The organism is Halomonas sp. ISL-56, assembly GCF_018612805.1.
Lineage (GTDB): Bacteria > Pseudomonadota > Gammaproteobacteria > Pseudomonadales > Halomonadaceae > Vreelandella.
The window spans coordinates 181,865-208,476 of the sequence record NZ_JAGGRO010000016.1 but is presented as its reverse complement, the minus strand read 5'-3'; the positions used below and the strand labels follow the sequence as shown (position 1 = coordinate 208,476).

Sequence of the window (26,612 nt, the reverse complement as noted above, 5' to 3'; positions counted from 1 at the left end):
TCCTTATTCCTGAAGCCGTTATTCATAGCGCAACACATCCGCTGGCTGAACTTTTGCCGCCCGCCAAGCGGGATAAAGTGTCGACAGGAACGTCAGACCAAAGGCGGCCAAAACGATCCGAATAACATCATTCCACTGCAGTTGAGAGGGTAAATCGCTGATGAAGTAGACCCCAGCATCCAAGAACTGGATGCCCAGCGTTCCTTCCACCCAGCCAATCAGATCAGCAATGGTCAGCGCCAGCAGCACACCCACGGCCACCCCAATGGCGATACCGATAAGCCCGATGGCCATGCCCTGAACAATAAAAATGCCCATAATCGAGCTCGGTTTAGCACCTATCGTACGCAGAATGGCGATATCCGCGCGCTTGTCGGTGACAACCATGACCAGTGTCGAGACGATATTGAACGCCGCCACGGCGATAATCACGGTTAACAGTAGTGCGATCATGCGCTTTTCCATCTGTATCGCCTGGAAAAGATTGCCTTGAGAGAACGTCCAATCGCTCCCCCGATACTCCGGGCCAAGCTCATTGAGAATCGCCTGGGTTTCGCTGCTGGCAGCAAATAGATCATCCAACTCCAGGCGAAGCCCGCCGACCGCATCGCCAAGACGGGCAAGCGTTTGCATATCTTCAATATTGGCGTAGGCCAAATTAGCATCTAGTTCGGCGCCGACGCTAAAAATACCGCTGACGGTAAAACGCTTTAAGCGCGGAAAGACTCCAGCCGGAGTAATCGATGCTTCAGGCACCAGCAGCGTCACTCGATCGCCCACGCCAACGCCCAAGTTGCGCGCCAGCATTGAGCCCAGTACCACGTGCCACTCGCCGGGAACCAGATCGGTTAGTTCGCCCTGGCGCATATGTTCACCAATAATCGACACGCGGTCTTCCCAATCAGGGTTAATACCATTAACCATAGCACCCTGATTACGCCCACCCACAGAGAACATACCCTGCTGCTCAACATAGGGCGCCGCACCGATAACGCGCTCCCGCTGCATTAATTCTTCGGCTAGCGTCTCCCACTCCACCATGCCCGCCCGGGACTCAATTTTAGCGTGGGGCACCATACCTAAAATACGCGTGCGCAGCTCATGGTCGAAGCCGTTCATCACCGACAACACCAAAATAAGTACCGCGACCCCCAGCATTAACCCCAGCATCGAGGTGAGCGAAATAAACGAAATAAAGTGATTCCGGCGTTTAGCGCGCACGTAGCGCAGCCCCACCAGAAAAGGCAAACGATCAAGCATGGCGTCATTCCTTATCAATAAGCGCTCATGGTACGGTTTTTTTAGTGTCTCTGCATGTTCAAACGGGCATTAGAGCGGTCTGCACCGCGAGCGTTCAGATTAAAAACGTTACGCTTGCAACTTGCCCCGCCACGCCCTACATTGCGCCGATTTACTGCTGACCGTGGGGCTGCGCTTTTATGACGTACCGTTTGCTACCCGAATGGTATCCCCAGGATGGGATACAACTGACCTGGCCACGCCATGACGGCGATTGGGCACCACTACTTGCTTGCATCGAAGCCACTCTCGAACGCATTGTGATTGCCACCGCGCGCTATCAGCGCGTGCTGATTTGCGTACCCGACGAGCTCACCAAACAGCGCTTGGTCGACACTTTTGACGCCTACGGCGTGCCCGCTGAGCGCCTGCTGCTTATTGTCGCACCCACCGACGATACCTGGGCGCGGGATCATGGGCCGGTCAGTGTGGTCGACGAAGATGGCCAATTAGTCATGCTCGATTACACCTTTACTGGCTGGGGTGGAAAATTTCCCGCCGAGCGTGATAATCGACTCACCCAGCGGCTTGCTAATGCAGGCGTATGGGTCTGCCCGGTGAGCTCGCGGGATCTGGTACTGGAAGGCGGCGGCATAGAAACTGACGGTGAAGGCACCCTGCTGACCACTGAAGCATGCCTGCTGAACCCCAACCGTAACCCCACGCTATCCCGAGCAGCATTAGAAACGCAGCTTGGCGAGGACTTCGGGGTTGACCGCATATTGTGGCTGACCAACGGTCATTTAGAAGGCGACGATACCGACAGCCATATTGATACCCTGGCGCGCTTCTGCGACCCATCCACCATTGCCTACGTGCGCTGCGATGACCCCAACGACCCGCACTACACTGCCTTAGCAGCAATGGAACGGGAGCTGCAAGCTTTCCGTCAGCGCAATGGTGAACCCTACCGGCTTATCGCCCTGCCCTGGCCCCAGGCTTGCTTTGACCCGGAAGATGGCCATCGCCTGCCCGCTACCTACGCCAATTTTCTGATCATTAATCAGGCCGTGCTGGTGCCCACTTACGGCGACCCGGCGGATGTCACCGCGCTAAACGCGTTAGCGGTTGCGTTTCCCGAGCACACGCTTATTCCTATTGAGTGCGTTAGCGTTATTCGCCAACACGGCAGCCTGCACTGTTTAACCATGCAGCTTCCACAAGGCACGCTTATTCGCGACACGCCTGTCCTGGGATAGTCTATCGAGAGAACGCTTGCCCAGCACTCGGCTGATACTGATTAAATAGTACTGACTGAATAGTACTGAATGAATAAAGGAACCATTATGTCGATAACATCAAATTCGACGCTAACTGTAGGTGTTGTGCAGCAACTCGCCTGGCCGGACAAAGCCAAAAGCCTGTCAGCTAGCGAAGAAGGTATCCGCAGTGCCGTTAAAAAAGGTGCGCAGCTGGTACTGCTTCAAGAACTGCACGCTACCCACTACTTTTGCCAATTTGAAGATCCCGCGCTGTTTGATCTAGCGGAACCCCTCGATGGCCCTACCGGCCAGCGCTTGGCGGCGCTCGCCAAAGAGCTGGATATTGTGCTGGTCGGTTCGCTATTTGAGCGTCGCGCACCGGGACTCTACCACAATACCGCCGTGGTCTATGACCGCGACAAAGGGCGAGTTGGGCAGTATCGCAAGATGCACATTCCCGATGACCCTGGGTTTTATGAGAAGTTTTACTTCACACCGGGTGATCACGACAGCGCCCGTGGAGAAGGCTTTACCCCGATCGAAACCTCGCTGGGCCGTCTCGGTGTGTTGGTTTGCTGGGATCAATGGTATCCCGAAGCTGCACGCCTAATGGCACTAGCCGGAGCCGATTTACTGCTTTACCCGACGGCAATCGGCTGGGAACCCAATGACGATAACGAAGAAAAGAACCGCCAGAAAGATGCCTGGACGGTCATTCAGCGCGCCCATGGCGTCGCCAACGGCTTGCCAGTACTGGTGGCCAACCGGGTGGGCTTTGAAGCAGATCACTCCGGGGTCGGCGACGGCGTTCAGTTCTGGGGCGGTAGTTTCGTCTGCGGGCCCCAAGGTGAGCTATTAGCCCATGCGGGTGAAGAGACAGAGCAGCTCGTTGTGAAACTTGATATGGCGCGCAGTGAAAACACCCGCCGTATTTGGCCTTACCTGCGTGACCGGCGCATTGACGCTTATAGCGACTTAACCCGCCGCTACCGCGACTAGGACACCTTCGGTTGCTTGCTAAACAAAAAAACGCCTGACTTGGATAACGATCCAGGCAGGCGTTTTTCATTACAGATTGATGAGCTGGGTTATTTCCAGAAATCGCGGATTGAGGCAATTCCTTGAGCGCCCACAGCACGAGCGTGATTGGCGTCAAAGCGCGTCATACCGCCAAGGGCAAACACCGGCATGCCTGCGCGCTCGACCAACTGCTGAAAATCATGCCACCCGAGCGGGAACACTTCCGGGTGCGACGGCGTGGTGCGCAGCGGCGACAGGCTAACAAAGTCGCAGCCCAGCACCGCCGCTTGGGTAAGCTGCGTCTGGTTGTGTGTCGACGCTGACAGCCACTTGCTTTCGGCAATCGGACGACGCTCAAGCTGCATCAAACGCTCGCTGGTCAAATGAATACCATCGGCATCAATGTGATCGAGCAGCGTTGGCTCACCATTGAGTAGCAGTCGCGCGCCGTGCTCACGGCACAAACTCAATGCACGTTGGGCACGGGCTAGATAAGCAGCTTCATCCAACTGTTTGGCGCGCAGCTGTACCAGCCGAATGTTATCTTCACGCAGCGCGCGCTCCAAAGACGCATCGAAATGCGCATCAATGGCTTCCTCCCCGGTAATTAGATACTCGGTAGGCAACCTTACCGCTCTCAGGATTGGCAGATTAGCCGCTGGGAAGGGGTAGTTGGAGAGCTCGCTCATAGGTACCCAACGCACCGCCTGTCCTTCACGACCAAAGGGCTCACCAGCAAACTCATGCACCTGCCATACATCAAGCAGGATGTGCTTGTCGGGATACTCATGGTGGACACGAATCAGTGGCTGGGCACTAACAATCTCAACGCCCAGCTCTTCGTGCAGCTCACGCTTTAGCCCTTCAAGACCAGTTTCATAAGGGGCCAATTTACCGCCCGGGAACTCCCACAACCCGCCATGATCAACGTTTGATGGCCGACGAGCGATCAGTACTTGCTTTTGATCGGCGCTAATAATCGCAGCTGCCGCGACGTGAACCCGTCGTTTTACCTTTATGCTCATAGACTCATATACTCGTTACGTCTTTATCCACTGCGCGCACCAACGCCTATAAGGCATTGGTGCTATCTCGCTGCGTATGCCCATTACCACGGCCAGCTAATACCACGACCCCAGGGGGACAACTGGCTAGCTGCGGTAATCCGCGTTGATAGATACATAGTCATGGGAGAGGTCGGAAGTCCATACCGTGGCACTTTCCTCACCGCGCCCCAAATTAATGCGAATAGTAATTTCTGACTGCGCCATCACGGCGCTCCCCGCTGCTTCGGTATAACCTGCAGCACGTCCGCCATTTTCAACTAAGCGTACATCACCCAAATCAATCACCACACGATTGACATCAAACTCACTCACAGGTGCTCGCCCCACAGCCGCCAAAATACGTCCCCAGTTAGCATCTGAAGCGTAAAGCGCGGTTTTAACCAGCGGTGAGTGAGCAACGGTGAAGGCCACATCAAGCGCCTCTTGACGGCTTTTAGCTTCGCCCACCTGAAGAGTAACGAATTTCGTTGAACCTTCTGCGTCGCGAATAATTGCTTGGGCCAGTTCGGTCATTACTCGCTGCAAGGCGTTGCTAAAAACGGCTATCTGTTCATCTTCGACAATGCTAGGGCCAGTACCGGTTGCCGCTAACATGCACGCGTCATTGGTTGATGTGTCGCTGTCCACCGTAATGCAGTTGAACGAGCGATCAACCGTTTCGCGCAGCAGGCGATCCAATAGTGGTGCTTCGATAGCCGCATCGGTCACCACAAACCCCAACATGGTGGCCATATTGGGCTTGATCATGCCCGACCCTTTGGCGATGCCATTAATCGTCACCTGCTGTCCACCCACTTCCAGCGTGACGGTAGCGCCTTTGGGACGGGTATCGGTGGTTAGAATACCTTGGCCTGCGAGCTCCCAAGCCACAGCGTCGCTGGCCAGACTTTCTAGCGCTGGCGCCAAGCCAGCTAACAGGCGATCCATCGGCAACGGCTCACCAATCACGCCAGTTGAAAATGGCAGTACATCCTGCTCAGACACGCCTGCCTGTTTGGCCAGTTCAGCACAGCTAGCACGCGCATCGCGCAAGCCTGTCTCACCGGTACCTGCGTTAGCGTTACCGGTGTTAATCAGCCAGTAGCGCGGTGAACGGCCTTCTGCACGACACTGCTCAAGGTGCTGCTTCGCCAGCACCACCGGCGCTGCGCAGAACGCATTTCGGGTAAAGACCCCTGATACCGTCGCGGTCTCGGGCAGTTCAATCACCACCAAATCACGGCGATCCGGCTTTTTGATACCCGCCATTGCAACCCCCAGGCGCACCCCTTCTAGGGGTGGTAACTCTGGAAAGGAAGTGTTTCCAACCGCCATGATTCTCTCCTATAGACAAAGACCGTTTCACAGAGCGTCTCAAAACGGGCGCCGTTAGCTTAGTTTTCCACAGCACTGCTTGTACTTTTTACCCGAGCCACAAAAACAGGGGTCGTTGCGGCCAACTTTAGGGCCTTCGCGACGCATAGGACGCCCATCTACACCAGGCGCTTCCTGTTCGGCTTCGGACAGCTCCTGGGCCGGAGCGTCATGACGGCTAGCCGCCGTGGCAGTCTCCCGGGCCAGCGCTTCGCGACGCTGTTGCTCAAGGGCGTCTACTTCCTTGGGCTGACGAACCTGAACATGGCTCAGGATGCGCGTCACATCGGCTTTAATATGCTCTAGCAGATGCTGGAAGAGCTCAAAGGATTCACGCTTGTACTCTTGCTTAGGGTTTTTCTGAGCATAGCCACGCAGATGGATACCGCGACGCAGGTGATCCATCGACTGAAGGTGCTCTTTCCAACGCGTATCCAGCACTTGCAGCATGACCTGCTTCTCAAAGCGGCGAATCAGCTTCTCACCCGCCGCCTCGATTTTGGCTGCATAGGCCTCGCGATGCATCGTCTGAAGCCGTTCGCGCAGTTGCTCTTCACTGAAACGGTCATCCTCGGCAGCCCATTTAACCACGGGAGCTTCAAGGTTAAATTCGGTTTTCAAGTGCGCTTCCAAGCCGGGCAGATCCCACTGCTCAGGCAGGCTCTGGGGCGGCACGTAATCGCTGACAGCCGTCTCCATTACCTCCTCACGGATACCAATGACAGCATCGGCAACATCGTCCGCAGCCAGAATTTCATTGCGCTGATCGTAGATCACACGGCGCTGATCGTTAGCAACGTCATCATACTCAAGCAGCTGCTTACGAATATCGAAGTTACGCCCTTCGACTTTCTTCTGAGCACGCTCGACAGCATTAGAAACCATTTTGTGCTCAATGGCTTCGCCGTGCTCAAGACCCAACGCCTGCATCAAGCGCTTAACGCGATCAGAGCCAAACAGCCGCATCAGGCTATCTTCAAGCGACAAGAAGAACCGTGTCGAGCCAGGATCACCCTGGCGCCCGGCACGGCCACGCAGTTGATTATCGATACGCCGGGACTCGTGGCGTTCAGACCCCACCACGTGCAGGCCACCCGCGGCCAGCACGCCATCGTGACGCGCTTGCCATTCGGCTTTTAGCGCTTCAACTTGCTCTTGGCTAGGGTTTTGTAATTTGGCTACTTCGGCTTCCCAATTACCCCCTAGGACGATATCGGTGCCACGACCGGCCATATTAGTGGCGATGGTAATCGCCCCCGGGCGGCCTGCCTGAGCAATAATCTCGGCTTCGCTCTGGTGCTGTTTGGCGTTAAGCACGTTAAACGTCAGGCCTGCCTCGCGCATCAGCTTGGCAAGGTACTCGGATGTCTCAATAGACGCCGTACCCACCAGCACCGGTCGACCGGCTTCGGTCTCGGTTTTGACATCTTTGATGATCGCTTCGTACTTCTCTTCAGCGCTCAAATAAACCAGGTCGTTGAGGTCTTTACGAGCCAATGGCCGGTTGGTAGGAATCACCACCACGTCGAGACCGTAAATTTGACGAAACTCAAAGGCTTCAGTATCTGCCGTACCGGTCATACCGGCTAATTTTTCATATAGCCGGAAGTAGTTCTGGAAGGTCGTGGAGGCTAGCGTTTGGCTTTCGCGCTGCACCGTGACGCCCTCTTTGGCTTCAACTGCTTGGTGTAGCCCTTCTGACCAGCGGCGCCCTGGCATTGAACGACCGGTGTGCTCATCAACGATCACCACCTGGCCTTCAGATACGATGTAGTCGACATCACGGTTATACAGGTAGCGGGCACGCAGGGCTGAGTGCATATGCTGAAGCAAGTTAAGATTTTGCGCCGCGTACAGGGACTCTTCATCGCCCAATAAGCCTTCAGCGCGCATCAGCTCTTCAACTTTATTATGCCCCTGCTCCGTTAGCTCTACCTGCTTCTGCTTTTCATCGACTAAGAAGTCACCGACCACCGTGGCCTCTTCATCTTCAATCTCTTCGCCTTTCTCGAGCTGCTGGGCAAGTTGATTAACGACTTTATACAGGTCGGTATTTTCATCTACCGCGCCGGAAATAATCAGCGGCGTGCGCGCTTCATCGATAAGAATCGAGTCAACTTCATCGACAATTGCATAATGCAGGCCACGCTGTACTTTATCTTCTAACGAAAACGCCATGTTATCGCGCAGATAATCGAAACCGAATTCGTTGTTGGTGCCATAGGTAATATCGCACTGATACGCATGACGCTTCTCTTCGCCAGTCTGCCCAGAGAAAATGACGCCAATGGAAAGACCCAGAAATTCATACAGCGGACGCATCCACTCGGCATCACGACGCGCCAGGTAGTCGTTCACCGTTACCACGTGCACACCTTTACCCGGCAGCGCATTTAGATACACCGCCAGCGTCGCTACCAGCGTTTTACCTTCACCGGTTTTCATTTCTGCGATTCGACCACGGTGCAGAGTCATGCCCCCCACCATCTGCACATCAAAGTGGCGCATGCCCATAACGCGCTTACTGGCTTCTCGAACAACTGCAAAAGCGGGCGCTAGCAGTGCATCAAGAGACTCACCGGCTTCTAAACGCTGGCGCAGTTCGGCCGTCTTTCCTTGCAGCTCCGCATCGCTAATAGCCTCAAGCTCTGCTTCCAAGGCATTGATCTGCGGCACATTCTTGTGCATGCGTTTAACGTCGCGGTCATTTTTAGAACCAACGACTTTACGTAATAAATTATTAAGCATGAAATATCCAAATATTCACGAGCGTCCCATCGGACTTTGCCCTTTTACGGCATGCTCTTTATCTGCAGAGCATGCACAAAGAGGTGTATTAACGACAGACTCGGTGGGAAGGCGGGCCGCGCTGGGTCAAGACATCCCGCGCGGCGACCAGCATAGCCAGCGGGGCTAGCCAGTGACAAAGACGGCGTACAGGCGCAAAGCGCTGGGGGCTTTGCGCCCAGCGTTGCAGGGCACGCCGCCGTTTGGCGACCCAGTGGGACTGCGCGCGTAAAATCGCCGGCACCCAGAAACAGATAGTAACGCTACGCTCGCCACCGCGGAACGCATCTGCAGGGCTTAAACTGGCGGGTAAAAGGCAACTCACTAACAGACCCGCCAGCCACCAACGCGCTAAACCGTAACGGCGATGGCGCCGCGGCAAAGCTGATTGAACATCAAGCGTAGGTGACATGCTGTAGACCGGCTCCTGAGCGTGGTAAAGTTAACCAATCGGCCATCGGCAAAAGTGGCCGACGCCATTAGCAGTGGTGGTGCCTTAAATAGCAGCACCCCAGGAATTAAGCGTATGAGTATAAAGGTTAAGCGTTCGCGCGCCCAGCCCATCGCCCGCTTGCTCTCAAAGTCGGGCGATATTAATCAACTAATGCGCCTGTCTCGCTTAATCGATCAGGCTCAACGCCACTTGCGCGCCCACTTGCCCGAAGAGATGCGTGAGCATATTTTTGTGGGTGGCTTTAGCGAAGGTCGCTTAACCCTGATTAGTGGTCAGGCGAGCTGGTTGACGTGGTTACGCTTTGAACAACGACGTCTATTAGAACTACTTCATCAACTGCCTGGCTTTGAAGGGGTGAGCGGTTTTACCTTCAAAGTCCGCCCCGTGCGCCCTATTGTGGCACCAAAGCGAAACACACGCAGCCTGTCAGCCGATGCGGGAAAAACGCTAGCTGAGTGCGCTGAAGACACCACCAATCCTGCACTTAAACGTGCCTTGGAACGGCTTGCATCTCATGCCAGGCCACCCACCAAGTAACGTCCACACTGATTTCTTAGCCAAACAGAGTTACGGCTATATTATCCCCGCCCTAAAAAACATAAAGCACCGCCTGAGCGATGCTTTATAAGCCAAAACAAAGTGCAAATAGCACGCACTAAAGTAAGAACTAGCCTAATCCTACATCAGGCCATGGCAGGTGCGGCGTAGGAAATAGGTGCAACCGCCTTGTCTTCTTCAAAGGTGACAATTTCAAAAGCATCGGGCTGCGCCAACAACTCGCGGCACAGCTGATTATTGAGCGCGTGACCAGATTTCACCCCGCGGAACTCCCCGATCAAGCTATATCCCAATTGATACAAGTCACCAATAGCATCCAATACTTTATGCTTAACGAACTCATCTTCGTAGCGTAGACCGCCTTCGTTAACGATACGGTAATCGTCAACTACAATAGCGTTGTCTAAGCTTCCCCCTAACGCCAGATTATTAGAGCGTAAAAACTCTAAGTCGCGCATAAATCCAAACGTACGCGCGCGGGAAACTTCTTTAACGAAGGACGTGGTCGAGAAGTCGATCAGCGCGGTCTGTTTTTGCTGCTCAAAAACGGGGTGATCAAAATCGATGGCAAACGAGACTTTGAACCCTTGATGAGGCAAGAAAACGGCTTCTTTATCGCCATCAGTCACCGCCACTCGGTGCTTGATTCGAATAAACTTCTTAGCCGCACCCTGTTCCAAAATACCGGCTGACTGAATCAAAAACACAAACGGACTTGCGCTACCATCCATAATGGGCACTTCAGGTTCGCTAACGTCTACATAAGCATTGTCGATTCCCAATCCAGCGAATGCTGACATCAGGTGCTCAACGGTAGCTACCTTCACCCCATTGAGAACAAGGGCGGTACATAGCTTGGTATCTTCAACCAATTCTGCCCGCGCGGGAACGTGCACAGCGGGATCCAAATCGGTTCTGACAAACACAATCCCAGTATTGGCCGGCGCCGGACGCAGAGCGAGGTGGACTTTTTTGCCAGAATGCAGGCCCACTCCGGTGGCACGAATGACGTTTTGTAGGGTGCGTTGTCTGATCATGGATAGTAGCCGAACTCTAATGACGGTAATAACCGCAGGGGAAAAATTATCAAACAGTGTTCACTTTAACAGCAAACGAGCGTTTTAGCCAATAAACCGCTCGCTCGCTGTTGCAATGAGCCTGATGTCGAGGATCAATCCGCCTGGCGGCGTAGAAACGCGGGGATGTCCAGATAGTCATCGGCCTCGGAAGCGCGACGCTTTTCAGGACGAGGCTTTGCGGACGCTTCAGGTGCTTCAGCGCGCGCAGTTGCCTGCTGACGCATCACCGTTGGCTGCTGCAGCTTGCGGTAATCCGATGATTCTGCTGCTGAACGACGGGCGGGTTCACGCGCTGCCGCCTTAGGTTTTTGCCCATCTAGGCCAGCGGCAACAACGGTTACGCGCAGCTCATCAGACATTTCCATATCAATGGAGGTGCCCACAACAATTGTGGCATCTGGAGAAGCGAACTCCTGCACGGTAGCGCCCACATCGTTGAACTCGCCGATCGATAAATCGGGGCCAGCCGTGATGTTGACCAAGATACCGCGCGCACCGTGAAGATCGATATCTTCGAGTAGCGGACTACGGATAGCCTTCTCAGCGGCTTCACGAGCACGATTCTCGCCCGTGGCACCACCGGTGCCCATCATCGCCATGCCCATTTCAGACATAACGGTGCGCACATCGGCAAAGTCAACGTTGATAATGCCTGGGCTGGTAATCAGTTCTGCAATACCTTGAACAGCACCCAGCAGCACATCATTAGCGGCACTAAAAGCCGTCAGTAGCGTGGCATTCTTACCCAATACGGAAAGCAGTTTTTCGTTAGGGATAGTGATCAACGAATCGACGTGCTCAGAGAGCTCTTTCATGCCCTCTTCAGCAGCGCGCATACGCTTAGGCCCTTCAAAGGGGAAGGGGCGAGTCACCACCGCAACGGTGAGAATCCCCAACTCTTTGGCGACCTGGGCAACCACCGGCGCACCTCCAGTGCCCGTACCACCGCCCATACCAGCAGTGATAAACACCATATCAGCGCCTACCAGCAATTCCGCAATGCGTTCGCGGTCTTCCATTGCCGCCTGGCGTCCCACGTCGGGATTGGCACCTGCGCCTAATCCTTTAGTGATTTCGCTACCCAGTTGCAACACGGTTTTCGCCGCACAGCGTTTGAGCGCCTGGGCGTCAGTGTTAGCGCAGATAAACTCAACGCCTTCAATATTGCTTTCGACCATGTGGTTAACAGCATTGCCGCCACCGCCGCCAACGCCAACCACTTTGATGACCGCACTGCTCGAGGGTGCGTTATCTACCAATTCGAACATAAGCCCCGTCTCCTGAACCGCGCTTGCGGCCCTGTCAGAAATTTCCTTTGAACCAGCCTTTAATTCTTGCTAGCGCCGAATGGTCTTCCTTGATATCACGCCGGGCAAGCTCGTTGCGGCCTTTATGGGCTGCAACTACTCCCCCGTGGCTTCTTAGACCTTGCCCATGACGCGTTTCCTGCAAGGCATAATGCAGCAGACCGACGCCCGTCGCATAAATGGGGTTGTGAACGACATCCGCCAAACCTCTTACATTTTGCGGACATGCGATACGAACAGGCATATGGAAAATCTCTTCCGCCAGTTCGCTAACCCCTTCCATACGCGAGGTACCACCAGTAAGCACTATCCCCGCAGCCACCATGTCTTCATAGCCACTACGGCGCAATTCATCTCTTATTAGCGTAAACAGTTCCTCATAGCGTGGTTCTACCACTTCAGCGAGCGCTTGACGCGATAGATCACGCGCAGGGCGATCGCCTACGCTAGGTACCTTAATCATTTCATCGCTTGCGGCTAAATGCGTTAACGCACAAGCATATTTAACTTTGATCTCTTCAGCATGCTGCGTGGGTGTGCGCAGCGCCATGGCAATATCGTTAGTAACCTGGTCACCGGCGATAGGAATGACTGCCGTGTGGCGAATGGCGCCTTCGCTGAAAATAGCCATATCGGTCGTTCCACCGCCAATGTCGACCATACAGACGCCTAATTCGCGTTCATCTTCAGTGAGCACAGCCATGCTCGAGGCAAGCTGCTCTAAGATGATAGCATCAACCTCTAAACCGCAGCGGCGCACACACTTCTCGATATTCTGCACCGCGTTTAATGCTGCGGTGACTAGGTGCACCTGTGCCTCTAAGCGCACACCGGACATACCCAACGGCTCACGTATGCCGCCTTGAGCATCAATGGAGAACTCTTGCGGCAGCACATGTAACACTCTCTGGCCTTCGGAAATGGCGCGCGCTCGTGCGGAGTCAATCACTCGCTCGATGTCAGAGGGCGTCACTTCTCGCTCTTTGATTGCCACAACGCCATCCGAGTTCATTGAGCTGATATGGCTGCCTGCCACGCCAACATATACCGAGTGGATATCACAGCCAGCCATCAATTCGGCTTCTTCAACAGCTCGTTGGATAGACTGCACCGTTGATTCAATATTGATCACAACACCACGCTTCATGCCACGCGAAGGATGCGAACCAATACCAGCAATTTCAATTCCGCCATCATCGGTAGGTTGACCGACTATCGCGACGACCTTGGACGTTCCAATGTCCAGCCCGACCACCATATTGGATGCGTTGGGTGAGCCTGCCATGAGTCGGGAAATCTCCTTGCGTCATTGTTAAAAATAAATATAAATAGGATGAAGCTTAATCCAACGCTTAACATTGAAAGCGCGCTACCCAAAATAATCAGTGCAGTCTCTGAGACATTCACTAATTGTCGATAGTCGAAATTAATAACTATTTAACCCGCGACTGCACCATAGTATAGAAACAACAGTCGCAATACGACTAGTACATACCCACAATAATAGGCTTGGTAAGCAATTTAAAGCCGATTATTGGCTTTTTCAACGATGGCAACCACTCACTTTTACACCTTATTTGCATCAAGTAATAGGTGAGTTACTCATCTTGCACAGCAAATTCACTTTCTCCATGCCACGCAACAGCAACACCATTAGGGTAGCGCAGATCAATATAGCGGATTTGTTCGCTAAGAGAATTTAACTCTCGCTGCCATGAAGCCGATAATCTTGCCAAGCGCACTTCATGCTGCCGCCGCCCCAACATCACCCAAGCGCCATCGTTCAATTGCAGCCGCCAAGCACCACGGGGCTCTAACCGAAGCTGAGTGAGTTCGAGCGATAACTGTTCGAAGTGGGATTTTAGCCGATAGTAATAGTCGAGCACTTCTTCACTGCTACCAGCAGGGCCTGCCAGATCAGGCATGCCTGACGGTGGCGTTAAAGGTGCAAAAGCGAAAGGCTCACCTTCAGGGTTAAGCAAGAAATCATCATTCCAGCGCGCGACGGGCTGCTGCTCAATGAGTTCAAACACCAAGGCGTTAGGCCACTCACGGGAAATCCGCACTTCATTTAACCAGCCCACCTGCAGTGCGCGGTCGCGCAGCTCACCCAGATCTGCCGACAGCCACGTGGCATCGACCACCAGTGGCGCCAGCTGAGTACGCAGGTAATCGGCACTGACATACTCCCATTCGCCACGAATAGACACCCGTTCAATAGGGCGATCTAGCCACAGCCAAAGCGCACGCCCACCCGCCCCCATCAGCAGCGCCAGCAGGATAATTCCCAACCAAGCATTACGCCTCTTCATAAGGCACTTTTTAATAAGGCGCTATCAAATACGTCATTACTCATACTGTGAACGGCTCGCCTGCGGTGTTGAGTATGTGTAGCACTAGATCATCAAAGCCAATACCCGCATGCGCTGCCGCTTGAGGCACTAAGCTATGATCGGTCATGCCTGGCACCGTATTGACTTCCAATAGCCAAAAACGCCCTTCGCTATCGCGCATAACATCAACCCGCCCCCAGCCTACCCCACCAATTGCGGCAAACGCTTGCTGGCAGAGCAAGGCAAGCTCTGCTTCATGCTGAGCCGTCAAGCCACAGGGCAAATGGTACTGGGTGGTGTTAGCGATATATTTGGCTTCGTAGTCGTAGAAACCACCAGGTACTTCAACACGAATTGCTGGCAACACCTGATCACCTAGCAGCGCGACAGTGTATTCGTCACCCACTACAAAGCGCTCCGCCATCACGCGGGCGTCGAACTGAGCTGCTTCGCGATAAGCTGCCTCAAGCGCTGCCTGGCTCTTTACGATGCTAATCCCCAGCGTTGAGCCTTCATGCACGGGCTTCACAATCAACGGCAAGCCAAGTTGCTCGACCACGGCTGACCAGTCCGCAGTGGCCTCCAACATAATGCTCTCAGGGGTGGGCAGCCCAACCGCGCTCCATACCTGCTTGGTGCGTTGCTTATCCATCCCCAGCGCCGAAGCAAGCACCCCACTGCCGGTATAAGGAATACTGAGCAGTTCCAAAGCTCCCTGTAGGGTGCCATCTTCACCGCCACGGCCATGCAGAGCAACAAAGACCACAGCAGGAGCCAGTTGCTCTAAACCTACCAAGCCATTGTCACGGGGATCATAGCCACAGGCATCAACACCTTTGCGCTGCAGCGCCTCCAGCACCGCCGCACCGCTTTTAAGCGATACCTCGCGTTCAGCGGAGGTGCCACCGTAAACGACAACGACTTTGCCAAGAGGCTGGGGGTTTGTTACGTCAACGCTCACAGATCCACCTCGTTCATCGCCAACTGAGCCTGGGCCAAGCGCAGGGAGATCCCCCCCACATCACCTGCGCCCTGGGTAATTAATATATCGCCTGGGCGTAATATGTTGGTTAACAGCGCAGGCAACTCATGCTTATTCTCGACAAACAGCGGGTCGACTTCTCCGCGTTGACGAATAGAGCCCGCCAAGGTACGCCCCTCAGCACCAGGAATAACCGCTTCACCGGCACTATAAATATCGAGCAGCACAAGCGTATCGACTTGAGAAAGTACGCGCACAAAGTCTTCGTACAAATCGCGGGTACGGCTGTAGCGATGGGGCTGGTAAAGCATAACCAGACGCCGCTCAGGCCAGCCTGCACGAATCGCTTGAATGACCATATCAACTTCGCGAGGATGGTGACCATAATCATCCACCAGCATGATGTCGCCACCACCTTGGGGCGCAGGGAAGTGTCCATGCACCTGGAAACGGCGACCAACCCCGGCAAAACCTGCCAGACCGCTCAGAATAGCGCTATCACTCACGCCTGCATCGGTAGCCACCACAATCGCCGCCATTGCATTCAACGCATTGTGACGACCCGGCATGGCCAAACGCACGTCTAACGGCGCGGCGCCACCAGGGCGTAACGCTGTAAACGACACGTCACCGCCACGCTGAGCAAAATCAACAATGCGATAATCGGCATCGCTATCAAATCCATAGGTCACGAACTGACGCTTTACCTGATCACACAGCACACGCACGTGGGGATCATCGATACACAGCACTGCTAAGCCATAAAACGGCAAGTTATGCAGAAATTCGATAAAGGTACTTTTTAGCCGTTCAAAGTCGCCGCCATAGGTCGCCATGTGGTCAGCATCGATATTGGTAACAATCGAAACCATCGGCTGTAAATGCAAAAAAGAGGCATCGGACTCATCGGCTTCAGCAACTAAATAATCACCCTCGCCTAAGCGCGCATTGGCACCGGCGCTGGTCAGCTTGCCGCCAATCACAAAGGTGGGATCCAATCCCCCTTCGGCCAGTAGTGTTGCCGTTAAACTGGTCGTGGTGGTTTTGCCATGAGTACCCGCCACGGCGATACCGTGACGAAAACGCATTAGCTCAGCGAGCATTTCAGCCCGTCGCACCACCGGCACACGATGCTCATAAGCCCAACGAATTTCTGGATTGGTCTCATCAATGGCACTGGACACCACCACCACATCGGCGCCTTCCACATTAGCCTCAGCATGACCGATCGCCACACAGACACCACATTGGCGCAGTCGCTCCAAGACCGAAGAGTTTTTGGCATCACTGCCGCTAACCGTGTAGCCCTGGTTCGCCAGTACTTCTGCAATACCACACATGCCCGCACCACCAATGCCGACAAAATGCAGACGCCGAATCCGACGCATGCCAGGGCCTGCAGCCGTCCGTGAAGGTGTCATGGTTTGGTCTGAATCGATCACGCAGAGTCTCCTACCGGCATCATCGCCAAACACCCTTCAACCAAGCGCTCCGTCGCGTCTAGATGCGCGGCCTGACGTGCTTTAGACGCCATTAAAGCCAGGGTGGTTGGGACGAGCAATTGATTTAAATATTCACTTAACCGCTCAACGGTCAGCTCAGACTGAATAACGCACTGGGCAGCCCCCGCCTTGACCAGCACCTGGGCATTGGCGCGCTGATGATCATCGACAGCAAAGGGGAATGGCACCAGCAACGCGGGCTTAGCCGCAGCCGCCAACTCTGCGACTGTCAGCGCGCCGGAGCGGCAAACGACTAAATCAGCCCACTCGTAGGCGGCGGCCATATCATCAATAAAAGGGCTAACCTCAGCGCTCACGCCGTGCTGCTGATAATTTTCAGCAGTGGCCGCATCACGTTCTTTACCCGCCTGATGGCGCACCTGGGGACACTGCTCGATGGGCAGTGCAGCCAGTGCAGGGGCCAAACGTTCATTAAGCGCGACAGCGCCGAGCGAACCGCCCACCACCAGCAAACGTAGAGGCCGTGAAGAGAGAGTTTCCTCATCTCGCGGCGAGTTCCCCAAAGCGGCGATATCGTCACGCACAGGGTTGCCAATGACGTCGGCACGCGCTCCAAAGGCCTCAGGAAAAGCGGCATACGTACGTTTAGCCAGTCGCGACAACACTCGATTGGTCAGGCCTGCCACGGCGTTCTGCTCATGAACGACTAAAGGAACGCTCGCCAACCATGCAGCCACCCCGCCGGGGCCGCTGGCAAAGCCCCCCAGGCCGACCACCACATGTGGTTTGAAGTCACGGATGACGGCTCGCGCCTGCAATATTGCACGACTAAGATTCAGCGGTGCTTTGAGCCATCCCGTTAGACCGTTGCCGCGCAGCCCGCTAACGGCGATGGTATGTAATTTAATACCCGCTTCAGGCACAAGGCGATTTTCAATACCTCGAGGGCTGCCCAGCCACTCAACGTCAACCTGTTCCGCCTGCAAAGCTTTGGCGAGTGACAACGCTGGGAAGACATGGCCCCCAGTACCGCCTGCCATAATCAGTACTCGTCGGCTAACGTTAGTCGTCACATCAAACTCCTGATAACACCAAACGGCATAGCGTTATGATAAACGCGGCTCATGACGGGATTTATACGGGGTGGATGCACGTCGAGGCCGGTGACGCGTTTCGGCATCCGTGCGCAGCAACAGCCCGACCATAATGCCAGTGACCAGCAGACTAGAGCCGCCATAGCTCATTAGCGGCAGCGTTAACCCTTTGGTCGGCAATAACCCAGAACTTACCGCCATGTTAATAAACGCCTGCGCGGCCACAACAAAGCCAATACCGTAGCTTACATAAGCACCAAACAGATGCCCTGCCAGCTCAGCTTTACGCCCGACCAACATAGCGCGGGCAATAAATAGGGTGAACAACAGCACGACGATAATCGCGCCGATCATGCCAAGCTCTTCAGCGATCACCGCAAATATAAAGTCGGTATGCGCCTCGGGCAGGTAGTGTAGTTTTTGCACACTGTTACCTAATCCAGTGCCCGTCACATGCCCCCGCCCGAAGGCTATTAACGCCTGGGTTAACTGGTAGCCAGTCGCAAATTGATCGGCCCAGGGGTCTAAAAAACTAGTCCAGCGCGCCAGTCGATAGGGCTCTATCACCACCATCATGACTGCCCCTGTACCCAGCAGTGCACCACTTCCCCCCAACAGCACGAGCGAAGCACCGCTCATCATCAGCATTCCAATGACACAAATAGTAAAGACCACCATACCGCCGAAATCAGGCGCTAAAAAAAGCAGCCCGGCAGGCACCGCCAACACGGCTAGGGGGCGCCACATGCTGAACGCTCGGCGCCGCAGATCGTAGGTAAAACGCGACATAAACGCCGCCATGTAGAAAATCAGCCCGACTTTGGCAAATTCAGAGACCTGTAAACTGGGCAATGGCCCCGGCAGCGCTATCCAGCGCTTACTGCCATTGATCTCTTGACCAACCATCAGCACTAAAACCAACATAAAAATGGAAACGAGCAGTATCAGCGCTGCATTCTGGCGCCAAACTTCAAGCGGCACGCAGAGTATAAATATGCAGGCCATAATGGCTAGTACCAGGAATACGCCGTGCTGGCGCGAGTAGTGATAGGTATCTTCCAACAAACCAATCGACGCCGAACTGACCATCACCCAACCTAAACCCGCCAAGGCAACCGCCGCTATGATCAACCAAATATCGCAGGGCAGATCGCGCGTGGTAAGCACCGTACGAAGACGCTGAAGTCGACTCATAGCACCTCCCCGGCTGAAGTTGATGCCTGGTGCTGCACCCAACGGCGAAATACGTCGCCGCGCTGTTGATAGTTGGCAAATTGATCCAAACTCGCGCAGGCAGGCGAGAGCAGCACACAGTCCCCCGGCTGGGCAAGTTCAAAGGCTATCTGCATCGCCTGAGCCAAGTCCTCGACCTGCTGAATACTGACATGTTCAATCAATGCGTCGGCTAGCCGCGGTGCATCTAAACCGAATAGCAGCACATGCCGTGCACACTTAGAAAGAGGCGCGGCCAAAGGGGTAAAATCAGCGCCCTTACCTACTCCACCGGCCAGCAGAATCAAACGTCCTTCCAGCGTTGCGCCAATACCATTAATGGCCGCTAAGGTAGCGCCGACGTTGGTACCCTTAGTGTCATTGACCCAGGTGACGCCGTTAATGTGCGCAATGACTTCACTGCGGTGTTCCAGGCCTTTAAATTCTCGCAGGGCGTTGCACATGGGCGCAGCCGCAAAGCCCAACGCCTGCCCCATGGCCAGTGCCGCCAATGCATTCATATAGTTGTGCTGACCGGCTACTTTTAACTCATTAATAGCCAACCAAGGGCTGGAACCCTGCATTAACGTCAGCTTGTCGTGGTGGAACGCCAGCCCCCACTGATCTCCTTTAGGGGCTGCTTGAGTAAAGTAAGCCACTTGCTCAACGGGATGTTCAGGCCACGTGAGGGGATCATCGGCATTCACCACGGCACTCTCAGCACCGATAAAAATACGCTGTTTTGCAACGCGGTAGCCGTGCATATCACCGTGACGGTCAAGGTGATCTTCGGATAAATTCAGGAAGGCAGCACAGCTCGCCCCCAGAGAGGGAGTCGTCTCAAGCTGGAAGCTTGAAAGCTCAAGGATATACAGTGCGGCATCGGGATGGCTGGCCAACAGATCCAGAGCGGGGGTACCAAGGTTCCCACCCACCGCCGCATTAATACCGGCGGCGGCAGCCATTTCTCCTAGCAGCGTCGTCACCGTTGATTTGGCATTCGATCCGGTGATGGCCGCAATGGGGGCATTAGCGGCACGAACAAACAGGGCTATTTCGCCCACCACCATTGGTTCGCCTGTGCGCGGATTTAGCTGATCTGCCAGCTCTTTTAAGCCCGGCATGCGTGGATCAAGCCCCGGGCTGACCACCACCTCGGCAACATCATAAAGATCCAGCAACGTTAGTGGGCCGCAGTGAACCTCAATGTCCGGATGTGCGGTTTGAAACTCCTCCAATCCCGGTGGCGCGGCACGGGTATCCGCCACCATATAGGGTACATTCAAGCGGCTTAAATGGCGGCAAATCGCACGTCCCGATATTCCCAGCCCCACCACCAGCGTTAAACCTTTAGCAACTCGAACCATCACAGGCTCCTTCTCGCCTCATGCCCACATGCATTAACGAATTTTGAGCGTTGCGAGGCCAAGTAGCACCAACACCACGGTAATAATCCAAAAACGCACGATAACCCGCGGTTCAGGCCAGCCTTTTAATTCATAGTGATGGTGCAAAGGCGCCATACGGAATATGCGCCGCCCGGTGAGTTTATAGGAACCCACTTGAAGAATGACCGACACCGTCTCCATGACAAAAATACCGCCCATGATAAACAGTACAATTTCCTGACGCACGATAACCGCCACCACGCCCAGCGCAGCCCCTAGCGCCAAGGCGCCCACATCCCCCATAAAGACCTGGGCGGGGTAAGTATTAAACCATAAGAAACCAAGCCCGGCACCGGCAATGGTGGCGCAAAAAACCGCCAACTCGCCGGTACCGGCAATGAAGGGAATGTGTAGATAGGTGGCAAACACCGTATTACCACTCGCGTAGGCAAATACCGATAAGCCCATGGCGACCAGCACCGTGGGCATAATGGCTAGACCATCAAGGCCGTCGGTTAAATTAACCGCATTCGAACTGCCCACGATCACAAAATACGATAGAACGATATAAAACACGCCCAGCGGCAGCGCGACCTCTTTGAAAAGCGGTACTAACAGACTCGTTTCGACGGGCGACGACGCGGTTAAATAGAGCAGCACTGCAGCTCCAAGACCAACGACCGATTGCCAAAAATATTTCCACTTTGCAGGTAAACCACGCGGGTTTTTCTCAACGACTTTGCGGTAGTCATCGACCCAACCAATGGCGCCAAAGCCTATGGTTACGCCCAGCACCACCCAGATATAAAGATTGGTTAAGTCCCCCCAGAGCAAGGTGCTAATGGCAATAGCCAATATAATCATTGCCCCACCCATGGTGGGCGTACCTGCTTTTGAAAGATGGGATTGAGGACCATCGTCACGCACTGACTGACCGATTTGCCCTTCGACCAGACGCCGGATCATCCATGGCCCTAACCATAAGCAGAGCATTAACGATGTGAGAGCGCCTAAGATCACTCGCAGGGTTAAATAGTTGACTACCTGAAAATCAGTTTGGTACTGCGACAGAAAATTCGCCAAGTGAAGTAACATGAACGGCGTTTACCTTATTTATCCGTACGCAGTGCATCAACGACATGTTCCATGCCGGCACTGCGCGACCCTTTCACCAGTAAAGCGGTGTCCGGCGGCAAAGTATTAGTGACATGGCGCGTTAGCGCCTCGTGATCGTTAAAATGCAGCCCACGACCAAAGGCCTCGCTGGCAGCGCTTGCGGCATCGCCCAGCGTCAACAGCTCATCAATCCCTAGCTCAGCGGCATAGCGGCCGATTTCCGCGTGCAGCGCTGCCGTCTCGGCCCCCAGCTCGCCCATTGCGCCTAACGCACACCAGCGTGGGGCTGGGAAACTCGCCAGCGTATCCAAAGCTGCTTTGACCGCCCCAGGGTTGGCATTGTAAGTGTCATCCAGCAACTTGGCACCCCGCAAACCAGGCACCACGACCAGTCTACCGGCTAGCGCTTGCAAGGTTTCCAGGCGCGCAATAACCTGCTCTGCCGACACCCCCAGCGCTAATGCTGCCGCGGCAGCAGCCAAGGCATTACTAACATTATGCTTACCGAGTAGTGGTAAACGCACTTGGCCCAGCGCCTGACCATGCTGCAGTAGCGTGAAAGCATACCGCCCTTGAGGATCACAGGAAAGCGCTGAGGCGCTCACATCGGCCTGGGGATGAAAGCCAAAGCTGACGACTCGCCTTGGCGCCGCGCGAGAGGCCCAAAAAGCGTAGTAGTGATCATCACGATTCAATATGGCCGACCCCTGCCCGCTCAGCCCAGCCAGCAATTCGCTTTTCGCCTGGGCGATCTGCCCCATACCGCCAAACTCACCCACATGGGCGCCGGTCACGTTGGTAATAATCGCAATATCGGGCTGGGCCAGCGGAGCTGTCCAAGCGATCTCTCCCAAATGATTAGCACCCAGCTCTATCACGGCGGCGTTATGTTGCTGTCGCAAACGCAATAAGGTCAGCGGCGCGCCGAAATCATTGTTCAGATTTCCTTCGGTCGCTAACACTTCGCCTAGAGGCGCCAGCAGTGCAGCGCATATCTCCTTAACAGTGGTTTTACCGCTGTTGCCGGTGACCGCCACCAGGGGCCCCTGCCATGCGCGCCGGTGTGCACCGGCAAGCTGCCCTAGGGCCAAGCGCGTATCGGGGCACACCAGTTGGGGTAGGTCGCTGACCACAGGCGTGTCGACCAACGCCGCCACCGCGCCCAGCGCGTGGGCGCGATCAACAAAATCATGACCGTCAAAATTGGCACCCTTTAAGGCAATAAACAGGCAACCTGGCGCAATTTTACGGCTATCGGTAATCACTGAGGAAATAGTTAACTGAGCACTTTCTGGCGGCGCCATAATGCCGAGCGCCGCGGCAATTTGACCAAGACTCCAGTGCATTATTGGGCTCTCCGCAGGGCCAAGGCGCGCTGAATCTCTTCGCCATCGCTGAAGGGGTGGCGCACGCCATCAATCTCCTGATACGCCTCATGGCCTTTACCAGCGATCAGCACTACATCCTGGGCGCCAGCTTGTTTAATGGCTGCTGCCACAGCCTCGCGGCGATCACCAATTTCAATGGGCTGCGCGTTAGCCGAGAAGCCCGCCAAAATCTGCTCACGGATTTGCGCAGCGGCCTCGTGGCGCGGATTATCATCGGTAACCACGATGTGATCCGCCAACTGTTCGGAGGCCTTAGCCATTTCGGCGCGTTTACCTGTATCGCGTTCACCGCCGCAGCCAAATACGCACCATAGTTGACCTGCATCGCCCAGGTGAGCTCGTAGCGCCTGTAGGGCACTCTTCAGGGCGTCCGGCGTGTGGGCGTAATCGACCACTACGCTGGGAGCACCAACATCGGCATACAGCTCCATACGACCCGGCACCGGCGTAAGCGATGTCGCTGCTTCAAACAGCGCATCAAGCGGTTCGCCTAATCCGTACAGCACGGCCATCGCCAACAGCACATTATCTAAATTAAAGCGCCCCATTAAATTTAGGCGCAGCATTTTCTCGCCGTCGGGGGTCGCAATCATCGCCTGCTGACCCTGACCAAACGTCTGACAGTCCAGCACTCGCAGTGTCACGGCTTCATCTTGGCCGGTGGCCAGCACACGTACGCGGTTGCTACAGCCGGCTAGCATTAAACGCGCCAAGGGATCATCACCGTTGACCACCGCCAAGCTAAGCTCAGAGCGTCTAAACAACTTGGCCTTTGAAGCGGCGTAGGCAGCCATGCTGCCGTGGTAATCCAAATGGTCACGAGTCAGGTTGGTGAATACTCCCACACTGACGTTGACCGCTTCCAAGCGGTACTGATCCAGGGCGTGAGAAGAGGCTTCCAAGGCAACACGTCTTACCCCTTGCTGTGCCAACTCACCCAGCGTTGCTTGCAGCGCCAGGGGGCCGGGCGTGGTTAAGCCAATATCGCTTAACTCACCAGGGCGCCCCACTCCTAAGGTACCGACAAGACCCGCAGGCGTTCCCAACGCTTCGCTAAGCGCAGCGATATAGTGAGTGACCGAGCTTTTACCGTTAGTGCCCGTCACCGCAATCACTTCCAGATCACGCGGCACCTTAAACAGTGCCCGCCCTAGTTCCCCTAAACGCGACGACAAATGTGGTAACTTCAACACTTGCCCCTCAAGCAGCACATCGCTGTGCGTCCCTTGCGCTAAAATAAGCGCAGCGCCAGCCTCAAGCGCTTGCTCGATAAAGTCGCGACCGTCACGCTGGCTGCCCGGCACGGCAACAAAAATATCCCCCGGCGTCAGCTTGCGGGAGTTCATTTCAATACGCACCTGATTTGGCAGCTTAGGCAGGTCGGCGGGCAGTGGTGACTTGGGCCATACTTGCTTGAGCGCCGCTAAAACATCGTCTGGACTCAGCGTCATGCCATCTCCTTAAAAAGCTACTCCGCCTCATGATCCGGCGGAACATCCAACAAGCGTAAAGCATTCCCTGTCACACTGGAAAAAACCGGCGCCGCGACGGCGCCGCCGTAGAACTCGCCTGCTTTGGGGTGATCAATCATTACTACAGTGACAATGCGCGGATCCGAGATGGGCGCAATCCCGGCAAAAACGCTGCGGTAAGCATCGGTGGTATAGCCCTGCTGGCCTATTTTACGCACCGTGCCCGTTTTACCTCCCACACGATAGCCCTCTACACGGGCTCGCCGTCCACCGGTATAAGCGGCTACCGAGGTTTCGAGAATATTTAGCAGGTCATTGGCAACCGACGGCGATATAGCGGGAATGCCTTGGGGCGGTTCAGAAAGGCGCAGCAGTGAAGGTGGCAAGCGCACGCCATCATTGGCTAACGCCGTGTATGCACTGGCCAGTTGCACCGCTGAAACCGACAGCCCATAACCATAGGAGAGAGTCGCCCGCTCGCTCCGCGACCAGCGAACTGGCGCAGGTAGACTGCCCGTAGACTCGCCTGGAAAACCGGTTCCGAGCGCTTGCCCCAGCCCTAGCTGATGATACTTTTCCCAAATTGCCGTATCGCTTAATTGCAGTGCCAGGCGGGACATACCGACATTCGACGATTTCTCCAAAATGCCGGGCAGATCAAGTTCACCATAATTACGGAAATCGCGAATGGTGAACTGATCCAGCCGCATCCAACCCGGAGAAGTGTCCACGACAGCGTTCCGATCCACAACGCCACTTTCTAATACGGCGGCCATGGCCAGCGGTTTCATAACTGAACCTGGCTCAAATACATCCACCAGCGCTTGATTACGTAATCCGCGCGGGTCAATGCCCGCCCGATTATTGGGGTTATAGGAGGGCAAATTAGCCATGGCCAACACTTCTCCCGTGCGCGCATCCATCATCACCAGCACACCACCATCAGCATCATTCTCAGCCACCGCGGCACGCAGCTCACGGTAGGCCATATATTGAATACGCTGATCGATAGCCAAGGTAAGCTCCCCCCCCGGCTGGGCTTCGTTAATGACGCCCAGCTCGCGCACTAGGCGTCCGCGGCGATCTTTAATAACCCGCCGCTGGCCTGGGTGACCCGCTAAGTAAGGCTGGTAAGAGAGCTCTAAACCCTCCTGACCGACATCATCAACGTTGGTCACCCCCAGCAACTGGGCGGCGACCTCACCGGCGGGATAGTAGCGCTTATATTCACGCTGCGGATAAACGCCGGGCGTGCGCAGATTAAGAATCTGCTGGGCCGCCGCAGGCGTCATCTGGCGACGCAAATACATAAATTCATGCTCACTAAAGCGCGCCACCCGAGATTCAAAATCGCTCAATGTCATACCCAGCGCTTGGGCCAACATAACGCGCTGAATAGCATCTTCGGGAAGTTCTTGTGGATTGGCCCAAATGGTTACCACTGGCGTGGAAATCGCCAATGGCTCGCCATTACGATCGGTAATCATGCCGCGGTGGGCAGGGATGGTTTCATGGCGGAGAGTCCGCGCATCGCCCTGGCTTTGCAGAAAGGGGCGATCGATGACCTGAAGCAATGTAATGCGGCCAATCAAAATAGCTGATGCCAGAGCAATCGCAAGCAAAATAAACACGAACCGCCCGCCGCCGAGAGGGGGCGCAATCGGAGCCTGACGCGAGGTACCGCCTCGACGCTCGCTCCTCATGGCCGAATCACCTCAACATCATGGACATCGGGAATTCGCATACCCAGTCGGTCAGTAGCGATTTGTTCAATGCGGGCAGGCGTTGACCATGCGCCCTCCTCAAGCAGCAGCTGTCCCCACTCCGTTTGCAGCTGGTTCTCTTCTTGCTCCAGCTGTTGCAACTGAGCAAATTGAACCCGCGTCATATGGGTAGTGACGACTACGCCTAGCCCAGAAGCCATACAGAGTAGAAACAACAGTATAATAACTACCGGCCAGGTGCGTAGACGCAGCCTGAAAGGCCATTCGGCGCGTAGCGTGGTTGCCCACTGCTCAATCCGATCCATGCTCATGAT

Annotated in this window: 22 protein-coding genes; 3 read left to right on the top strand and 19 right to left on the bottom strand. The window is 55.0% G+C overall.

Features of this window, described 5'->3' with window-relative positions; all coding sequences use genetic code 11:
• Positions 1-18 precede the first annotated feature (18 nt).
• On the bottom strand, positions 19-1,260 hold the full coding sequence (locus J7J49_RS14600; RefSeq protein WP_215093565.1) for a lipoprotein-releasing ABC transporter permease subunit: 1,242 nt from the start codon (positions 1,258-1,260) through the stop codon (positions 19-21).
• A gap of 179 nt (positions 1,261-1,439) precedes the next feature.
• On the opposite strand from J7J49_RS14600, the gene J7J49_RS14595 reads away from it, so the two are divergent.
• Together J7J49_RS14595 and J7J49_RS14590 are read left to right on the top strand one after the other, a co-directional pair.
• Positions 1,440-2,498: an agmatine deiminase family protein gene (locus J7J49_RS14595; RefSeq protein WP_215093563.1), complete on the top strand. Its 1,059-nt coding sequence runs from the start codon at positions 1,440-1,442 to the stop codon at positions 2,496-2,498.
• Between the two features lie 87 nt (positions 2,499-2,585).
• Positions 2,586-3,500, top strand: a complete 915-nt coding sequence (locus J7J49_RS14590; protein ID WP_215093561.1) for a carbon-nitrogen hydrolase — start codon at positions 2,586-2,588, stop codon at positions 3,498-3,500.
• An 89-nt stretch (positions 3,501-3,589) separates the two neighbouring features.
• Here the strand turns inward: J7J49_RS14590 and J7J49_RS14585 are convergent, their stop codons facing one another.
• The 4 genes from J7J49_RS14585 to J7J49_RS14570 all read right to left on the bottom strand — a co-directional run bounded on the left by J7J49_RS14585 (position 3,590) and on the right by J7J49_RS14570 (position 9,140).
• Positions 3,590-4,546, bottom strand: coding sequence for a Nudix family hydrolase (locus tag J7J49_RS14585; protein WP_064236576.1), 957 nt, complete (start codon positions 4,544-4,546; stop codon positions 3,590-3,592).
• A gap of 126 nt (positions 4,547-4,672) precedes the next feature.
• Positions 4,673-5,902 carry a bifunctional glutamate N-acetyltransferase/amino-acid acetyltransferase ArgJ gene (argJ, locus tag J7J49_RS14580; RefSeq protein WP_215093559.1) on the bottom strand — a complete coding sequence of 410 codons (1,230 nt, stop codon included), beginning with the start codon at positions 5,900-5,902 and terminating at the stop codon, positions 4,673-4,675.
• Positions 5,903-5,956: 54 nt separating this feature from the next.
• Complete coding sequence (gene secA / locus J7J49_RS14575; protein WP_215093557.1) at positions 5,957-8,689, bottom strand: preprotein translocase subunit SecA; 2,733 nt, start codon at positions 8,687-8,689, stop codon at positions 5,957-5,959.
• Positions 8,690-8,777: 88 nt separating this feature from the next.
• Positions 8,778-9,140 (bottom strand): hypothetical protein, encoded by a 363-nt coding sequence (locus tag J7J49_RS14570; RefSeq protein WP_215093555.1) that lies wholly within the window; start codon positions 9,138-9,140, stop codon positions 8,778-8,780.
• 114 nt (positions 9,141-9,254) lie between these two features.
• On the opposite strand from J7J49_RS14570, the gene J7J49_RS14565 reads away from it, so the two are divergent.
• On the top strand, positions 9,255-9,719 hold the full coding sequence (locus tag J7J49_RS14565) for a DUF721 domain-containing protein (RefSeq protein WP_064236572.1): 465 nt from the start codon (positions 9,255-9,257) through the stop codon (positions 9,717-9,719).
• Positions 9,720-9,865: 146 nt separating this feature from the next.
• Here the strand turns inward: J7J49_RS14565 and lpxC are convergent, their stop codons facing one another.
• From lpxC to ftsL, 14 genes are all read right to left on the bottom strand, one after another.
• Entirely contained in the window at positions 9,866-10,777 is a 912-nt protein-coding gene (gene lpxC, locus J7J49_RS14560; protein ID WP_215093553.1) for a UDP-3-O-acyl-N-acetylglucosamine deacetylase, read from the bottom strand.
• A 134-nt stretch (positions 10,778-10,911) separates the two neighbouring features.
• Entirely contained in the window at positions 10,912-12,087 is a 1,176-nt protein-coding gene (ftsZ, locus tag J7J49_RS14555; RefSeq protein WP_064236570.1) for a cell division protein FtsZ, read from the bottom strand.
• A 34-nt stretch (positions 12,088-12,121) separates the two neighbouring features.
• Positions 12,122-13,411 (bottom strand): cell division protein FtsA, encoded by a 1,290-nt coding sequence (gene ftsA, locus J7J49_RS14550; protein WP_035578454.1) that lies wholly within the window; start codon positions 13,409-13,411, stop codon positions 12,122-12,124.
• Between the two features lie 313 nt (positions 13,412-13,724).
• Positions 13,725-14,438 carry a cell division protein FtsQ/DivIB gene (locus J7J49_RS14545; protein WP_064236569.1) on the bottom strand — a complete coding sequence of 238 codons (714 nt, stop codon included), beginning with the start codon at positions 14,436-14,438 and terminating at the stop codon, positions 13,725-13,727.
• Positions 14,439-14,478: 40 nt separating this feature from the next.
• Positions 14,479-15,420 (bottom strand): D-alanine--D-alanine ligase, encoded by a 942-nt coding sequence (locus J7J49_RS14540; RefSeq protein WP_215093551.1) that lies wholly within the window; start codon positions 15,418-15,420, stop codon positions 14,479-14,481.
• Positions 15,417-16,862 (bottom strand): UDP-N-acetylmuramate--L-alanine ligase, encoded by a 1,446-nt coding sequence (gene murC / locus J7J49_RS14535; protein ID WP_215093703.1) that lies wholly within the window; start codon positions 16,860-16,862, stop codon positions 15,417-15,419. The genes J7J49_RS14540 and murC overlap by 4 nt, the downstream gene beginning before the upstream one ends.
• A gap of 17 nt (positions 16,863-16,879) precedes the next feature.
• A complete protein-coding gene (murG, locus tag J7J49_RS14530) occupies positions 16,880-17,977 on the bottom strand; it encodes an undecaprenyldiphospho-muramoylpentapeptide beta-N-acetylglucosaminyltransferase (protein WP_215093549.1) in 1,098 nt (365 codons plus the stop codon).
• A 33-nt stretch (positions 17,978-18,010) separates the two neighbouring features.
• Positions 18,011-19,192 carry a putative lipid II flippase FtsW gene (gene ftsW / locus J7J49_RS14525; protein ID WP_064236566.1) on the bottom strand — a complete coding sequence of 394 codons (1,182 nt, stop codon included), beginning with the start codon at positions 19,190-19,192 and terminating at the stop codon, positions 18,011-18,013.
• Positions 19,189-20,577 carry a UDP-N-acetylmuramoyl-L-alanine--D-glutamate ligase gene (gene murD, locus J7J49_RS14520; RefSeq protein WP_215093547.1) on the bottom strand — a complete coding sequence of 463 codons (1,389 nt, stop codon included), beginning with the start codon at positions 20,575-20,577 and terminating at the stop codon, positions 19,189-19,191. The genes ftsW and murD overlap by 4 nt, the downstream gene beginning before the upstream one ends.
• 33 nt (positions 20,578-20,610) lie before the next feature.
• Entirely contained in the window at positions 20,611-21,693 is a 1,083-nt protein-coding gene (gene mraY, locus J7J49_RS14515; protein ID WP_215093545.1) for a phospho-N-acetylmuramoyl-pentapeptide-transferase, read from the bottom strand.
• Between the two features lie 14 nt (positions 21,694-21,707).
• Positions 21,708-23,060, bottom strand: coding sequence for a UDP-N-acetylmuramoyl-tripeptide--D-alanyl-D-alanine ligase (locus tag J7J49_RS14510; protein WP_215093543.1), 1,353 nt, complete (start codon positions 23,058-23,060; stop codon positions 21,708-21,710).
• On the bottom strand, positions 23,060-24,553 hold the full coding sequence (locus J7J49_RS14505) for a UDP-N-acetylmuramoyl-L-alanyl-D-glutamate--2,6-diaminopimelate ligase (RefSeq protein WP_215093541.1): 1,494 nt from the start codon (positions 24,551-24,553) through the stop codon (positions 23,060-23,062). The genes J7J49_RS14510 and J7J49_RS14505 overlap by 1 nt, the downstream gene beginning before the upstream one ends.
• A gap of 17 nt (positions 24,554-24,570) precedes the next feature.
• Positions 24,571-26,277, bottom strand: a complete 1,707-nt coding sequence (locus J7J49_RS14500) for a peptidoglycan D,D-transpeptidase FtsI family protein (RefSeq protein ID WP_064236561.1) — start codon at positions 26,275-26,277, stop codon at positions 24,571-24,573.
• The gene (ftsL, locus tag J7J49_RS14495; RefSeq protein ID WP_064236621.1) at positions 26,274-26,609 is read right to left on the bottom strand and encodes a cell division protein FtsL; all 336 of its coding nucleotides are present in this window, start codon (positions 26,607-26,609) and stop codon (positions 26,274-26,276) included. Before ftsL ends, J7J49_RS14500 begins: the two co-directional genes overlap by 4 nt.
• Positions 26,610-26,612 lie beyond the last annotated feature (3 nt).

Excerpts from the sequence above, each read along its gene's own strand:
- J7J49_RS14600 (WP_215093565.1), bottom strand. The coding sequence starts at position 1,260 with ATGCTTGATCGTTTGCCTTTTCTGGTGGGGCTGCGCTACGTGCGCGCT.
- J7J49_RS14595 (WP_215093563.1), top strand. The coding sequence starts at position 1,440 with ATGACGTACCGTTTGCTACCCGAATGGTATCCCCAGGATGGGATACAA.
- J7J49_RS14590 (WP_215093561.1), top strand. The coding sequence starts at position 2,586 with ATGTCGATAACATCAAATTCGACGCTAACTGTAGGTGTTGTGCAGCAA.
- J7J49_RS14585 (WP_064236576.1), bottom strand. The coding sequence starts at position 4,546 with ATGAGCATAAAGGTAAAACGACGGGTTCACGTCGCGGCAGCTGCGATT.
- argJ (WP_215093559.1), bottom strand. The coding sequence starts at position 5,902 with ATGGCGGTTGGAAACACTTCCTTTCCAGAGTTACCACCCCTAGAAGGG.
- secA (WP_215093557.1), bottom strand. The coding sequence starts at position 8,689 with ATGCTTAATAATTTATTACGTAAAGTCGTTGGTTCTAAAAATGACCGC.
- J7J49_RS14570 (WP_215093555.1), bottom strand. The coding sequence starts at position 9,140 with ATGTCACCTACGCTTGATGTTCAATCAGCTTTGCCGCGGCGCCATCGC.
- J7J49_RS14565 (WP_064236572.1), top strand. The coding sequence starts at position 9,255 with ATGAGTATAAAGGTTAAGCGTTCGCGCGCCCAGCCCATCGCCCGCTTG.
- lpxC (WP_215093553.1), bottom strand. The coding sequence starts at position 10,777 with ATGATCAGACAACGCACCCTACAAAACGTCATTCGTGCCACCGGAGTG.
- ftsZ (WP_064236570.1), bottom strand. The coding sequence starts at position 12,087 with ATGTTCGAATTGGTAGATAACGCACCCTCGAGCAGTGCGGTCATCAAA.
- ftsA (WP_035578454.1), bottom strand. The coding sequence starts at position 13,411 with ATGGCAGGCTCACCCAACGCATCCAATATGGTGGTCGGGCTGGACATT.
- J7J49_RS14545 (WP_064236569.1), bottom strand. The coding sequence starts at position 14,438 with ATGAAGAGGCGTAATGCTTGGTTGGGAATTATCCTGCTGGCGCTGCTG.
- murC (WP_215093703.1), bottom strand. The coding sequence starts at position 16,862 with ATGACACCTTCACGGACGGCTGCAGGCCCTGGCATGCGTCGGATTCGG.
- ftsW (WP_064236566.1), bottom strand. The coding sequence starts at position 19,192 with ATGAGTCGACTTCAGCGTCTTCGTACGGTGCTTACCACGCGCGATCTG.
- murD (WP_215093547.1), bottom strand. The coding sequence starts at position 20,577 with ATGGTTCGAGTTGCTAAAGGTTTAACGCTGGTGGTGGGGCTGGGAATA.
- mraY (WP_215093545.1), bottom strand. The coding sequence starts at position 21,693 with ATGTTACTTCACTTGGCGAATTTTCTGTCGCAGTACCAAACTGATTTT.
- J7J49_RS14510 (WP_215093543.1), bottom strand. The coding sequence starts at position 23,060 with ATGCACTGGAGTCTTGGTCAAATTGCCGCGGCGCTCGGCATTATGGCG.
- J7J49_RS14505 (WP_215093541.1), bottom strand. The coding sequence starts at position 24,553 with ATGACGCTGAGTCCAGACGATGTTTTAGCGGCGCTCAAGCAAGTATGG.
- J7J49_RS14500 (WP_064236561.1), bottom strand. The coding sequence starts at position 26,277 with ATGAGGAGCGAGCGTCGAGGCGGTACCTCGCGTCAGGCTCCGATTGCG.
- ftsL (WP_064236621.1), bottom strand. The coding sequence starts at position 26,609 with ATGAGCATGGATCGGATTGAGCAGTGGGCAACCACGCTACGCGCCGAA.